This window comes from Streptomyces sp. NPDC104307 (genome assembly GCF_055584045.1).
The window spans coordinates 176,792-190,367 of sequence record NZ_JBVJMU010000011.1 but is presented as its reverse complement, the minus strand read 5'-3'; the positions used below and the strand labels follow the sequence as shown (position 1 = coordinate 190,367).

11 protein-coding genes are annotated in these 13,576 nt (G+C 72.5%); 5 read left to right on the top strand and 6 right to left on the bottom strand.

Going from position 1 to position 13,576, the window contains the following annotated elements:
- Nucleotides 1-56: 56 nt before the first annotated feature.
- A complete protein-coding gene (locus ACZ601_RS25910) occupies nt 57-695 on the top strand; it encodes an HAD family hydrolase (protein WP_469542055.1) in 639 nt (212 codons plus the stop codon).
- A gap of 6 nt (nt 696-701) precedes the next feature.
- On the opposite strand, the gene ACZ601_RS25905 is transcribed toward ACZ601_RS25910, so the two are convergent.
- Nucleotides 702-926 (bottom strand): hypothetical protein, encoded by a 225-nt coding sequence (locus ACZ601_RS25905; protein ID WP_469542053.1) that lies wholly within the window; start codon nt 924-926, stop codon nt 702-704.
- Between the two features lie 161 nt (nt 927-1,087).
- Here ACZ601_RS25905 and ACZ601_RS25900 point away from each other — a divergent pair, with 161 nt between their 5' ends.
- Complete coding sequence (locus ACZ601_RS25900) at nt 1,088-1,471, top strand: cold-shock protein (protein WP_073732911.1); 384 nt, start codon at nt 1,088-1,090, stop codon at nt 1,469-1,471.
- A gap of 16 nt (nt 1,472-1,487) precedes the next feature.
- Here the strand turns inward: ACZ601_RS25900 and ACZ601_RS25895 are convergent, their stop codons facing one another.
- From ACZ601_RS25895 to ACZ601_RS25880, 4 genes are read right to left on the bottom strand one after another with little or no spacing between them, the layout of a single operon-like run.
- Entirely contained in the window at nt 1,488-2,345 is an 858-nt protein-coding gene (locus ACZ601_RS25895) for a 1,4-dihydroxy-6-naphthoate synthase (RefSeq protein ID WP_469542049.1), read from the bottom strand.
- Nucleotides 2,326-3,033: a futalosine hydrolase gene (locus ACZ601_RS25890; protein WP_469542045.1), complete on the bottom strand. Its 708-nt coding sequence runs from the start codon at nt 3,031-3,033 to the stop codon at nt 2,326-2,328. The genes ACZ601_RS25895 and ACZ601_RS25890 overlap by 20 nt, the downstream gene beginning before the upstream one ends.
- Nucleotides 3,034-3,070: 37 nt before the next feature.
- The gene (locus ACZ601_RS25885) at nt 3,071-3,553 is read right to left on the bottom strand and encodes a DUF2771 domain-containing protein (protein WP_440577672.1); all 483 of its coding nucleotides are present in this window, start codon (nt 3,551-3,553) and stop codon (nt 3,071-3,073) included.
- Nucleotides 3,554-3,580: 27 nt separating this feature from the next.
- Entirely contained in the window at nt 3,581-5,014 is a 1,434-nt protein-coding gene (locus ACZ601_RS25880) for an MFS transporter (RefSeq protein WP_469542042.1), read from the bottom strand.
- 420 nt (nt 5,015-5,434) lie between these two features.
- Between ACZ601_RS25880 and ACZ601_RS25875 the strand changes: the two genes are divergently transcribed.
- The 3 genes from ACZ601_RS25875 (at nt 5,435) to ACZ601_RS25865 (ending at nt 11,052) form a co-directional block, all read left to right on the top strand.
- Entirely contained in the window at nt 5,435-6,367 is a 933-nt protein-coding gene (locus ACZ601_RS25875; protein WP_469542040.1) for a DUF3027 domain-containing protein, read from the top strand.
- 568 nt (nt 6,368-6,935) lie between these two features.
- Entirely contained in the window at nt 6,936-10,142 is a 3,207-nt protein-coding gene (locus tag ACZ601_RS25870) for a sacsin N-terminal ATP-binding-like domain-containing protein (RefSeq protein ID WP_469542234.1), read from the top strand.
- A 211-nt stretch (nt 10,143-10,353) separates the two neighbouring features.
- Complete coding sequence (locus ACZ601_RS25865) at nt 10,354-11,052, top strand: calcium-binding protein (protein ID WP_469542231.1); 699 nt, start codon at nt 10,354-10,356, stop codon at nt 11,050-11,052.
- Nucleotides 11,053-11,077: 25 nt separating this feature from the next.
- On the opposite strand, the gene ACZ601_RS25860 is transcribed toward ACZ601_RS25865, so the two are convergent.
- The gene (locus ACZ601_RS25860) at nt 11,078-13,561 is read right to left on the bottom strand and encodes an HAD-IC family P-type ATPase (RefSeq protein ID WP_469542038.1); all 2,484 of its coding nucleotides are present in this window, start codon (nt 13,559-13,561) and stop codon (nt 11,078-11,080) included.
- Nucleotides 13,562-13,576: the final 15 nt, after the last annotated feature.

Here is a 13,576-nt window from a genome sequence, read left to right as displayed (position 1 = left end):
ACCGCCCCCGTGCGGTGGTCCGGGGGTGTACCGGGTCCCCGCGTCCGCTCGGCACAATGGAGGCCATGGCATCGCACGCGCTGATGGTCGGCTTCGACCTGGACATGACGCTCATCGACTCCCGGCCCGGAATCAAGGCCTGCTACCTGGCTCTTTCCGCCGAGACGGGTGCGGTGATCGACACCGATCTCGTGGTCAGCCGGCTGGGACCGCCGCTGGAGGACGAGCTGGCGAACTGGTTCCCGGCGGCTCAGGTGCCCGCGATGGTCGGCCGCTACCGTGAGATGTATCCCACATACGCGATCGCCTCTTCACCCGCCATGCCCGGCGCGTGCGAGTCGGTCGAGGCGATCCGCGAGCTGGGCGGCCGCGCGATGGTCGTCACCGCCAAGTACGAGCCGAGCGCGAAGCTGCACCTGACCCATGTGGGGATCGAGCCCGACGTACTCGCCGGCGGTCTGTGGGCCGAGGCGAAGGCGGAGGCCCTGCGCGAGCACCGGGCGGGCGTATACGTGGGCGACCACACGGGCGACGTACGCGGCGCACGGGCCGCGGGCGCCCTGTCGGTGGCCGTGACGACGGGCCCGTGCGACGCGGACGAGCTCCGCTCGGCGGGCGCGGACGTGGTCCTGTCGTCGCTGACGGAGTTCCCGGCCTGGCTGACCGCGTACGCGGCGAACGGGTACGCGGCGTAGGAGGCCCTACTGCTGCGGCGCTCCCGCCCGTGCCGAGCGGATGACGCCCGCCGCGGCGACCACGAAGCCGACGCCCATCAGCATGCACACCGCGTACGCGATGGACGGGAACGGCTCGGTGCCGAGGAACAGCGGGGCCATCGTGATCAGTGTGGCCAGTGCGCCGATGAAGAAGATGATCGCGCCGAGCCGGACCAGCAGGTCGCCCGCGCCAGAAGGGGAAGTACTCACCCCGTCAGAGTAGTTCTTTCAGGACACCAGTCCGGATGACCTGCCTTGACGAGGGGTACTTCCCCTGTGGAGGCTTCTGCCAGCAGGGGGAGCGCGCTCACTGGACGGCCTGACCTGCTGAGGCTTTGTTCCGGCATACGGGTTGAGATGGGGTGCGTGCTTTGCCGACTGGCAAGGTCAAGTGGTTCAACAGCGAGAAGGGCTTCGGCTTCCTCTCCCGCGACGACGGCAGTGACGTCTTCGTGCACTCGTCGGTGCTCCCCACCGGAGTCGACGCACTCAAGCCCGGTCAGCGCGTGGAATTCGGCGTGGTCGCCGGGCAGCGCGGTGACCAGGCGCTTTCCGTGGCCATCCTCGACCCCACCCCGTCCGTCGCGGCCGCCCAGCGCCGCAAGCCGGACGAGCTGGCGTCGATCGTGCAGGACCTGACGACCGTGCTGGAGAACATCACGCCGATGCTGGAGCGCGGCCGTTACCCCGACAAGGCGGCCGGAGCGAAGATCGCCGGCCTGCTGCGGGCGGTCGCGGACCAGCTCGACGTGTGACGTACGGCCCCCGGCCTCAGGGATATGACAGCGCGTCCGGTCCGAGGGGCGGTACCAGCCCCTCGGCCGCGGCGCGGGTCAGCAGTCCGCGGATCGCCGCGTAGCCGTCCTCGCCGAGGTCCGCGGTGAACTCGTTCACGTACAGGCCGATGTGCTGGTCGGCGACGCCCTGCTCCATCTCCTGGGCGTGCTCCTGGACGTACGGGCGCGAGGCCTGCGGGTCGTCCCACGCCATCCGCACCGACGCGCGCACCGACTCCGCGAGCAGCTTCAGCGTCTCCGCGCCCAGCGAGCGCTTCGCGATGATCGCCCCGAGCGGGATCGGCAGGCCGGTCGTGTCCTCCCAGTGGCGGCCCATGTCGGCCAGGTTGTGCAGACCGTAGTTCTGGTACGTGAAGCGCGCCTCGTGGATGACGAGACCGGCGTCGACCTTGCCGTCCCGTACCGCCGGCATGATCTCGTCGAACGGCATGACGACGATCTCGCCCACACCGCCCGGTACCGCCTCCGCGGCCCAGAGCCGGAACAGCAGGTAGGCGGTGGAGCGCTCGCTCGGTACCGCGACGGTCTTCCCCGTCAGATCCGTGCCCGGCTCCCGCGTCAGGACGAGCGGCCCGCAGCCCCGTCCCAGCGCGCCGCCGCACGGCAGCAGCGCGTACTCCTCCAGGACCCAGGGCAGCACCGCGTACGAGACCTTCAGGACGTCCAGCTCGCCGCGCTCCGCCATGCCGTTGGTGAGGTCGATGTCCGCGAAGGTGACATCGAGGGCGGGCGCGTCCGGGACCCGGCCGTGTGCCCAGGCGTCGAAGACGAACGTGTCGTTCGGGCACGGCGAGAAGGCGATGCGCAGCGGGTCAGGAGTGGTCGCGGTCATGGTGGGTCGTCCAGCCTTCCAGTACGGGTATGAGCTTGCCGAACGCGTCGGTGAGCGCGGCCAGCGCGTCCCCGATGCGCCAGGCGTCGCGGTCGCGAGGGCCGACGGCGTTCGAGACGGCTCTGATCTCCAGGACGGGCAGGCCGAGCCTGTCCGCCGCCTCCGCGACCCCGAAGCCCTCCATGGCCTCGGCGACGGCGCCTGGGTGCGCGGCGAGGAGGGCGGCGGCGCGCTCGGCGCTGCCGGTGACGGTGGAGACGGTGACGATGTCGCCCGTCGTCGCACCGGTCGCGGCGGTCACCGCGCGGACCAGGGAGCGGGGCGGGAAGTGCCAGACCCGGCCGAAGCCGAGATCGGTGACCGGCACGAAGCCCGCAGGGGTCTCGGCGCCCAGATCCGCCGCTCCGATGCGGCCGGCCACGACGAGCGAGCCGACCGGGGCGACGCCGGTGAAGCCGCCGCCGATGCCCGCCGAGATCACCAGGTCATAGCGGTCGGCAGCCAGGGCGAACGCGGCGGAGGCCGCCGCCGCGGCCGGTCCCGCGCCGCCCGCGAGGACGTCGAAGGGGCCCGCGCGGTGGATCTCCGCACCCGGCACCTGGCGCACCGACACCTCGGGGCCGTCCGCGAACGCACGCGTGACCGCGTCCCGTTCCACCGGGACTGCGGTCACGACGAGCACGCGCACGGGAGGGGCCTCCGAGGAAGCGACAGGGGAGTGTGGGTCAGCTGGTCTTCTTGAGCTCGAAGTGCCAGATGCCCAGCAGCTCCTTGCCCTTGGTCTCCACGATGCTGACCTGCGTCTTGTCCGCGGTGGTCTCGCCGGTCTGGCTGGCGAAGAAGGCGCTGCCCGGGATGGACCGGTAGGTCTTCTTGAACGGCTCCTGCTCGGCCTGCTGGCCGTTGATGAAGAGCGTCCAGCCGTGGTCCGAGACCGACGGGTCGACACCGAAGTGGACCTTGTCGTCCATGGCGACCTTGACGGTCTTGTCGGCCTTCTTGTTGAGGCAGCCCTTGATATCGGCTTCCTTGAGGGCCTTGCCGTCGTTGTAGCAGGACGCCTCGGTGTGCACCGAGTTGTCGCCGACCGTCACGGTGGCGAGTGGCGTCGGCTTGTCGCAGGCGGAGAGGACAAGGAGTCCCGCGGACACGGCACCAAGAGCGACGCCGATTCGACGGCCCTTACCGGAGAAGAACGCAACGGTCATGGGCCGAAGGCTATCGGTCGCTCCGGCTCACGCCACGCGGGGGTGCGGCGAGCCGCGCCGCGCGGCACCCAGCAGCCCCCGTACGGAGGCCGCCGCGCCGAGCCCGAGGATGCCCGCGGCGACCGCCATGCCCAGTACGCCGTTGAGGGGGAGCGAGATCCCGATCGCACCGCCCACCACCCACGCCATCTGGAGCAGCGTCTCGGAGCGGGCGAAGGCCGAGGTGCGCACCTCCTCCGGCACGTCGCGCTGGATCATCGCGTCCAGCGACAGCTTCGACAGGGCCTGGGTGAAGCCCGCCATGGCCGCGAGCGCGGCGACCATGACCGTGCTGAAGAAGGCCGCGGCCAGTACGGCGACGCCCAGCGCCAGGCCCAGCACGGAGGCGATGATGATCTCCGGGCCGCGGGCCCTGAGCCAGGAGCCGACCGCCGTGCCCAGCGCGTTGCCCGCCCCGGCCGCCACGCCGACGATGCCGAGCGAGATCGCGGCGCTCTGCCCGGAGAGCGGGTGCTCGCGCAGCAGGAACGCCAGGAAGAAGATCAGGAAGCCGGAGAGCGCGCGGTGTGCGGCGTTGGCCTGGAGCCCGTGCAGCACGGACGGGCCGACCGAACGCAGCCCCGGCCGCTTCTCGCCGTTCCTCGTCCCGAATCTGCTCTTTCTTCCGGTCCCGGGCGTGGCGTCCTTGCGGAGCGGCTCCGGCCGGACGGTGCGCTCGCCGTGCGGGTGCACCAGGCGCGCCTTGCGTTCGCCCTTCGCCGAGTCCACCTTGGGCGGCATGGTGAAGGCGAGGACCGCGCCGCCGACGAAGATCGCGGACGCGCCGTAGAGCGGCCACGGCGGGCCGATCGTCTGGAGCCCCGCGCCGATCGGAGCGGCCGCACCCGTGGCGAGGAGACCGGCGAGGGTCACCCGCGAGTTCGCCTTCACCAGCGAGAAGCGCGGTGGCAGCAGGCGCGGCACGACGGCGCTGCGCACGACTCCGTACGCCTTCGAGCAGACCAGGACGCCCAGGGCCGCCGGATACAGCTCCAGGCCGCCGGTGGCGACCGCGCCCGACATGGTGAGCGCCAGCAGCGCACGGGCCAGCATGGAGCCCGCCATCGCCGCGCGGCGGCCGTGCGGCAGACGGTCCAGGAGCGGGCCGATGACCGGGGCGAGGACGATGAACGGCGCCATGGTGACGGCGAGGTACAGCGCGACGCGGCCGCGGGCCTGGTCCGTCGGTACGGAGAAGAACACCGTGGACGCCAGTGCGACGGTGATCATCACGTCGCCCGCGCCGTTCACCGCGTGCAGCTCGATCAGCCTGCCGAGGCCGGATTCCCCCGCCCCGTGGGCGTGCGTCGCCTTCCGGATGGAGCGGGCGGTCCCGGTGAACGGGGAGCGCAGGGCACGACCGATCGTCCGGCCCGTCCTGCGGAGCGGGCCGGGTCCGTCGTGCGACCTGGCAGAAGCCATTTGGTCATAGTGCCCCAGGACCCGTCGTCACGAACCGGGACAGGCGCGGGACGCGGCGCGCGACGCCCCGTCGGGTCAGTGACCTGCCAGCTCGGAGGGGGTGCGGGGCCCGCGGATACGGATGGCCGGACAGTGCCCTTTACACGGGACACGGCACCGGATACGGCGTTGTTTGGGACGGGCAGGTGGGCGGGAAGCGGCGGAGAGGGTAGCGTGCGTAGCGCGCCACCGGCGGTTGTTCTTGGCCGCGCGCCTCTCGGCGATCCCGCAGAATGGATTGCAGAAGGTGCGCCCGAGGCAGGCACAACGGGTGTGGACGTCGACGCGGCCCCCAGGTCCGCTCCGCCCGCAACCGAATGGCTGAAATCGATGGATGTGCTGGCGCGCTCGTGAGACTGGCGTAGGAGAGAAGCGAGACCTGTGAGTGCTGCGACGACGAGAAGCCGTACGGCCCGTACCCCTGTTCCCGACCGTTTGTGCGCCGAGGCCGTAGACCTCGCCCGCGCGGCGGCCGAGGAGGCAGCCGCGCCAGGGGTCGTGGGTGAGCATGTGGCCGTGGTCCCCGAGGGGGACCGGGTCGTCACGCACTACTTCGAGTGCAAGGACCCGGCCTACCGGGGCTGGCGCTGGGCGGTGACGGTCGCCAGGGCCTCCCGGGCGAAGAACGTCACGCTGGACGAAACGGTGCTGCTGCCGGGCGGCGACGCGCTGCTCGCGCCGGAGTGGGTGCCGTGGAGCGAGCGGCTGCGGCCGGGCGACATGGGGCCGGGCGATCTGCTGCCCACCGAGGCGGACGATCTGCGGCTGGAGCCCGGATACACCGGTGACGACGAGCCGCCGCCCAACTCTCCGGTCTCCGGTGAGCTGGCCGAGCTCGTCGAGTCGGAGGACGCGGAGCTGACGACGCGCCCGGCGGCGGAGACCCCGCGACGGGGTTCGATCGCGTCCGTCGCGGACGAGCTCGGGATGCGGCGTGCGCGGGTGCTGTCGCGGTACGGGCTGTACGCGGCGGCCGACCGCTGGGACGAGGGGTTCGGCGCGAAGACGCCGATGGCCCAGGCGGCTCCGGCCACCTGTGTGTCCTGCGCCTTCCTGGTGCCGCTGGCGGGTTCGCTGAAGCAGGCCTTCGGAGTGTGCGCGAACGAGTTCGGTCCGGCGGACGGGCACGTGGTGTCGCTGTCGTACGGCTGCGGCGGGCATTCGGAGGCCGCGGTGATGCCGAAGCCGCCGAAGCCGGCGCCGCATGCGCTGGACACGATGCAGGTGGACGAGTACCCGCTTCGTCCGGCGCGGGATTCCGGCTCCGTGCCGGCGGAACCGGATGCGCCGTCGGAGGACCTCGGCCACTCCTGAGGCTTGCGCCGCGGGGTTCGGGGCGCGCTTGTGGGGTGCGGGGTGCTTCGGCGGGCCGGTTCCGTCCTCAATCGCCGGACGGGCTTGGGTGCGGGTGCTCCGCGTTGCGCGGGTGCGCCTGCCCGGTGGGTGGGGGTTCGGGGTCCCTCCGGGGCGTCTCCTCAAACGACGAACGTGCGGGGGGTCCGTATTGCGTACCCGGGTCTGTGTTCGTCGTTCTGCGGGGACTCCCCTGCACGCCCCCGAACCCGCCCGTCGCGCGTCTGCGACAGTCGTTTCGCCGGTGTGCAGACGCGACTGGGCCTGGGGTGGGGACGTGCAGGGGAGTCCCCACAGAAAATGGCGTACGACCCGGGTCCCTCACGTACCCGGGTGAACACGCCATTTTTGAGGAGACGCCCCGGAGGGGCACCGCCCCCCACCCGCCGGGGCAGGCGCACCCCGCGGGGTACCCGCACAAAAGCCCGTCCGGCGATTGAGGACGGAACCCCCCGCCCCGGACAGGGCGCACACTGGGCAGCGCGCGGTACGCGTACCGGACCACGGACGAGGGAGTCACAGCGTGAGCATGAATGCGACCGAGGGGGCCGACCCGTTCGGCACCGCACGGCTGCGGCGCCGCGTGCTCGACGCGTGGGGCGCCGGTCCCGCCCGCTTCCGGGAGGACGCCAACGCCGAGGAGGACCTCGCGCTCGGCGGCTACCGCGACCGCCTCGTCGTCGAGCTCGCCCAGAACGCCGCCGACGCCGCCGCCCGCGCCCAGGCCCCCGGGCGGCTCCGGCTCACCCTGCACCCGGGGACCGACGGCGCCCCCGCCGTCCTCGCCGCCGCGAACACGGGCGCGCCCCTGGACGCCACCGGGGTGGAGTCGCTGTCCACCCTGCGCGCGTCCGCCAAGCGCGAGGGCCACGAGGGGGCCGTCGGCAGGTTCGGCGTCGGGTTCGCCGCCGTGCTCGCGGTGAGCGACGAGCCCGCCGTCATCGGCCGGCACGGCGGCGTGCGCTGGTCCCTGGCCGAGGCCCGAGAGCTCGCCCGGGACGCCGCGGTCGGCAGCCCCGGGCTGGGCGACGAGCTGCGCCGCCGCGACGGACACGTACCGCTGCTCCGGCTCCCGCTGCCCGCGGAGGGCACCGCCCCGGACGGCTACGACACCGTCGTCGTCCTGCCGCTGCGCGACGGCGTCGCGGAGGACCTGGTCGGCCGGCTGCTCGCCGCCGTGGACGACGCGCTGCTGCTCACACTGAGCGGACTCGACGAGATCTTCATCGAAACCCCGGACGCCGTGAGGACGTTGAGCCGTTCGCAGCACGGCCCGTACGTCCACGTCGACGACTCGGCGCACGGTACGAACCGCTGGCGCACCGTCTCCCGGCACGGCCCCGTGGAGCCCGAGCTGCTCGTCGGCCGCCCGCTGGAGGAACGGCTGCGCCCGCACTGGTCGGTGACCTGGGCCGTCCCGGTGGACGCGGAGGGCGCCCCGGTGCGCCCCCGTACCGCACCCGTGGTGCACGCGCCGACGCCCACCGACGAACCGCTCGGCGTCCCCGCGCTGCTCATCGCGTCGCTGCCGCTGGACACCACCCGCCGCCACCCCGCGCCGGGTCCGCTCACCGATTTCCTGGTGCGGCGCGCGGCCGACGCGTACGCCGAACTGCTCGCCGACTGGCAGCCGGTCTCCACCGCCACCATCGCGCTCGTGCCCGGACCGCTCGGCAAGGGCGAGCTGGACGGCGCGCTGCGTGCCGCGATCCTGGAGCGGCTGCCGCGCGTCGCGTTCCTGGAGCCCGCCGCCCCGCGCGACCCCGCCGCCGAGCCCGACCGCTGGGACAGCTGGGACGCCGGGACCGAGGAGGGCCGCAAGGCCACCACCGCGCTGCGGCCGCTGGAGGCCGAGGTGCTGGAGGGCGTCGGCGCCGCGACCGTCGCGGTGCTGGCCGAGGTACTGCCCTGCCTGCTGCCCGCCGGACTTGAGCGCCGCGTCGAACTGCGCACGCTCGGCGTCGCCCGGGTGCCGCTGACCGAGGCGATCGACCGGCTCGCCGGTCTGGAGCGCGACCCGGGCTGGTGGCGGCGGCTGTACGACAGCCTGGCCGGCATCGACCCGGACCGGCTCTCCGGGCTGCCGGTGCCGCTCGCCGGTACGGACTCCCGGGGCGGGGACCCCGACGCCCCGGCCGTCCCCCGCACCACCATCGGCCCCCGGCAGATCCTGCTGCCGCTCCCGGACGCGCTGACCGGCCCTGTCCTGGACCGGCTCGCCCGGCTCGGGCTGAAGGTCGCCCACCCGGACGCCGCACATCCGCTCCTGGAGAAGCTGGGCGCCCTGCCCGCCACCCCGCGCGCCGTCCTGACGACTCCGCAGGTGCGGGCCGCCGTCGCCGGTTCGCTGGACGCGGGCGAGATCTGGGACGAGGACGCGCTGGACGGCGACGAGCTGGTGGACACCGTCCTCACGCTCGTCCGGGACGCGGAGCTGGCGCCCGGCGACGAGCCCTGGCTCGGCGCGCTGGCGCTGCCCGACGAGGACGGCGAGCCCGCCCCGGCCGGTGAACTCGTGCTGCCCGGAAGCCCGTTCGCCGCCGTCATGCGTGAGGGCGAACTCGCCCTGTGCGAAGAGGAGCTGGCAGAGCGCTGGGGTGAGCAGCCGCTCACCGCCTGCGGGGTGCTGGCCACGTTCGCGCTGGTGCGGGCCACCGATGTGGTGCTGGACCCGGACGAACTGGAGCCCCGTGACGGAGACTTCGCGGAGTCCGACGACGCCGGGCTGCTCGACGCCGTGGACGTCTGGTGCGAGGACATCCTGGACCAGCTCCCGGACACCGTGGTGCCGCCCGTCGCCACCGAACTCGTCGCCGTCCGCGATCTCGACCTGGTCGACGACGACGCCTGGCCGCAGGCGCTCGCGATGCTGGCCCGCCCCCCGCTGCGCGACGCCCTGACCCAGCCGGTGCGGGTGCTCCTCCCGGACGGCACCACGCAGTCCGTGCGCCCGTACACCGCCTGGTGGCTGCGCGACCATCCGGTGCTGGACGGCCGCCGCCCGGCGGGCCTGCGTGCCGACGGGGGCGATCCCCGGCTGGCGGGCCTGTACGACCCCGCCGACGCCACCGGCTTCGACGACGCCCAGGTGCTGCGCGCCCTCGGGGTGCGGACCTCGGTCGCCGCCCTGCTGGACGAGCCCGGCGGCGCCGCCGAACTCCTCGGCCGGCTCGCGGACGGGGACCGCCCGGTCGGCCCCGTCCAACTGCACTCCCTGTACACCGCCCTGGCCGAGCTGGACCCGGAGCAGGTCACGCTGCCGGACGAGCTGCGGGCCGTGGTGGACGGCGAGGTGCGGGTGGTCGACGCGGCGGACGCGGTGATCGCGGACGCCCCCGATCTGCTCCCGCTGACCGGGGGGCTGCCGCTGCTGCCGGTCGCCCCGGCGAACGCGGCGGAGCTGGCCGAGCTGTTCCAGGTGCGGCGGCTCGGCGAGAGCGTCGAGGCGGAGGTGACGTCGGAGGGCGAGGAGCACAGGGTCCCGGAGTCGGTGCGCGTCCTGCTCGGCCCCGGCACCCCGGACACGTACGTCGAGCACGGTGAACTGCGCGCGGGCGGCGTGGAGCTGGACTGGCGCCGCACCCCGGACGGCACCGTGCACGCCGCCACCCTGGAGGGCGTCGCGGCGGGTCTGGCCTGGGCGGCGGGCCAGTGGCCGCGCCGCTTCGAGGTCGCGGCGCTGCTGGAGGATCCGTCCCGCACCGGGGAACTGGCCCGGGACCGCTGGTTCGACTGACGGCCCGGCAGCCAGATTTCGGGGGCCCTTCGCAGAATCTTCATATTCGCAGGCAACCCTTCACATCCCTCGCCTGTCTGGTCTGTTGAGCCACTCCGGCTCAGCAGACCGATCGGCCCCGCCGGTGCGCTCGCGCGCCAGGGGCCCTTTCCCACAGGGAAAAAACATGCGTATGCGTACCTCTGCGACCGTTGCCGTCGGCGCTCTGGGCCTGCTGGCCCTCGCCGTACCGGCCGCCCAGGCCAACGGCCACTACGGCGACACCGCCATCACCAAGGTGACGGTCAACGGTGGCAAGAACGTGGTGGTCGGCACCAGCGCCGTCAAGAAGTTCACCGTCGTGGTGACCGGCAAGGACAACTCCGGCATCAAGGGGATCGACATAGAGCTGGTGGGCCCCGGGTTCGGCTACCTGACGCCGGACAGCACCAAGTGCTCCGGGAGCACCTGCACCGCCTCGTTCTCCGTCGCCCCCAAGGTCGACCTGCCGTACTCCAACGACGTGGCCGGTACCTGGTACGTCGACGCGTGGGTGGACGCCAAGGACGGCGACTACAACTGGAAGGAAAAGGCCGGCTCCTTCAAGTTCCAGCGGGCGGCCTCGCAGACCGTCAACGCCGCCCCCGAGCCGGTGAAGAAGGGGAAGACCATCACGGTCACCGGCAAGCTGGCGCGGGCCAACTGGGACGACTTCAAGTACCACGGCTACACCAGCCAGCCGGTCAAGCTGCAGTTCCTCAAGAAGGGCGGCAAGACCTGGGGCACGGTGAAGACCGTCAAGACGAACAGCACCGGCACCCTGAAGACCACGGTGAAGGCCTCGGTCGACGGTTACTGGCGCTACAGCTTCGCCGGTACGACCTCCACTCCGGCCGTCAACTCCACGGGTGACTTCGTCGACGTGAAGTAGCCGGTCCGGCGGGCCGCCGCTTCCCCTAGACCGGGAAGCGGCGGCTCACCAGGCGCCAGGCGTACTCCAGCGCCGCGGAGGCGATCACGGCGATGCCCACCGCCGTCCACGGCATCTGCGCACCGACCAGTTTCAGTGCGAAGAAGTCCTGGAGCCAGGGCACCACGAGCACGATCAGGAACGCCACGCCCATCGCCGCGACCAGGCAGATCCGCCACCAGGTGTAGGGGCGGGCGATGATCGCCAGGACCCACATCGAGACCAGGAACAGCGTGAGGGTGGCCGCGCTGGTCTCCGCGTCCAGCGAGCCGGGGCCGGTGTAGACGTGCCGGGCGATCAGATACGTGGCGAAGGTCGCGACGGCCGCGATGGTGCCGGACGGGATCGCGTACCGCATGACGCGTCGCACGAAGTGGGGGTGCGCGCGCTCCTTGTTGGGGGCCAGGGCGAGGAAGAACGCCGGGATGCCGATCGTCAGCGTCGACAGCAGGGTCAGGTGCCGGGGCAGGAACGGGTACTCGACCTGGAAGCAGACCACCAGGACGGCCAGCAGCACCGAGTAGACGGTCTTCGTCAGGAACAGGGTGGCGACCCGGGTGATGTTGCCGATGACCCGGCGGCCCTCGGCCACCACGGACGGCAGTGTCGCGAAGCTGTTGTTGAGCAGCACGATCTGGGCGACCGCGCGGGTGGCCTCGGAGCCGGAGCCCATCGAGACGCCGATGTCGGCGTCCTTGAGGGCGAGGACGTCGTTGACGCCGTCGCCCGTCATCGCGACGGTGTGGCCGCGGGACTGGAGGGCGGCGACCATCTCCCGCTTCTGCTGCGGGGTGACGCGGCCGAAGACGGTGTTCTCCTCCATGGCGGTGGCCATGGCGTCGGGGTCCGTGGGCAGCTTGCGCGCGTCCATGGTGTGCTCCGCGCCCGGCAGCCCGAGCTTCGCGGCGACGGCGCCGACCGAGACGGCGTTGTCGCCGGAGATCACCTTGGTGGCGACCCGCTGGTCCGCGAAGTAGGCGAGCGTCTCCCGGGCGTCGGGCCGCAGCCGCTGCTCCAGGACGATCAGCGCGGCCGGGCCCGCCCCGGTCGCGGTCGCCGGTTCGTCGAGCGGCCCGTCCACCCGGGCCAGCAGCAGGACGCGCAGTCCCTGCTGGTTGAGCTGTCCGATCTCGGTGAGCGCCGGGTCGTCCTCGGGGAGCAGCACGTCGGGGGCGCCGAGGAGCCAGCCGGAGGGCTGCCCCTCGGCCTCCTCAAAGGAGGCGCCGCTGTACTTGCGGGCCGAGGAGAACGGCAGCGCCTGGGTGACGCGCCAGCCCTCGCCGTCCGGGGCCGGGTAGGCGTCGATGATCGCCTGGAGGCTGGCGTTGGGCCGCGGGTCAGAGGCGCCGAAGGCGGCCAGTACGCGGCGCAGATACGGCTCGTCGGTGCCGTTCAGCGGGCGGACCTCGGTGACGTCCATGCCGCCCTCCGTGAGGGTGCCGGTCTTGTCCAGGCAGACGACGTCGACCCGGGCCAGCCCCTCGATGGCGGGGAGTTCCTGGACCAGGCACTGCTTGCGGCCCAGCCGGACGACGCCGATCGCGAAGGCGACCGAGGTGAGCAGGACCAGGCCCTCCGGGATCATCGGGACGATGCCGCCGACGGTCCTGGCGACGGAGTCCTTGAAGTTGTTGTCCTTGACGACGAGCTGGCTGATGATCAGCCCGATCGCGGTCGGGATCATCATCCAGGTGACGTACTTGAGGATGGTGGAGATGCCGCTGCGCAGCTCGGACTGGACGAGCGTGAAGCGGGAGGCCTCCTCGGCGAGCTGGGCGGCGTAGGCCTCGCGGCCGACCTTGGTGGCGGCGAAGGCGCCGCCGCCGGCGACGACGAAGCTGCCGGACATCACGGGGTCGCCGGCGCGCTTGAGGACGGGGTCGGCCTCGCCGGTGAGCAGGGATTCGTCGATCTCCAGGCTGTCGGCCTCCGCGACCGTGCCGTCCACCACGACCTTGTCGCCGGGGCCGAGCTCGACGAGGTCGCCCAGGACGATTTCGGAGGTGGAGATCTCGGCGGCGACCCCGTCCCGTCGCACGGTGGGTTTGGCCTCACCGATGACCGCGAGGCTGTCCAGGGTCTTCTTGGCCCGCCACTCCTGCACGATGCCGATGCCGGTGTTGGCGATGATCACGAAGCCGAAGAGGCTGTCCTGGATCGGCGCGACGAACAGCATGATCACCCAGAGCACGCCGATGATCAGGTTGAACCGGGTGAAGACGTTGGCGCGGACGATCTCGCGCACGGACCGGGACGAGCGGACCGGGACGTCGTTGACCTCGCCCCGGGCGATCCGCTCCGCGACCTCGGCCGCCGTCAGCCCGCGCCCGCCGCCGGGTGCCGGGAGCCCGACCGGGTGCACCGGGTCGAGCTCGCTGCCGGCGTCGATCATCACCGGCCGGTCGGTGCCGGAAGGCACGGAGGATCTGTTCGGCTCGTCCCCGGAGGGGCCGACTGCCCGCTGAGTCATGGTTCAGACGGTACG

What these genes read in the sequence shown, in the direction of transcription:
- ACZ601_RS25910 (WP_469542055.1), top strand. Translation starts at nt 57, where the DNA reads ATGGAGGCCATGGCATCGCACGCGCTGATGGTCGGCTTCGACCTGGAC.
- ACZ601_RS25895 (WP_469542049.1), bottom strand. Translation starts at nt 2,345, where the DNA reads ATGACCGCGACCACTCCTGACCCGCTGCGCATCGCCTTCTCGCCGTGC.
- ACZ601_RS25885 (WP_440577672.1), bottom strand. Translation starts at nt 3,553, where the DNA reads ATGACCGTTGCGTTCTTCTCCGGTAAGGGCCGTCGAATCGGCGTCGCT.
- ACZ601_RS25880 (WP_469542042.1), bottom strand. Translation starts at nt 5,014, where the DNA reads ATGGCTTCTGCCAGGTCGCACGACGGACCCGGCCCGCTCCGCAGGACG.
- ACZ601_RS25870 (WP_469542234.1), top strand. Translation starts at nt 6,936, where the DNA reads ATGAATGCGACCGAGGGGGCCGACCCGTTCGGCACCGCACGGCTGCGG.
- ACZ601_RS25860 (WP_469542038.1), bottom strand. Translation starts at nt 13,561, where the DNA reads ATGACTCAGCGGGCAGTCGGCCCCTCCGGGGACGAGCCGAACAGATCC.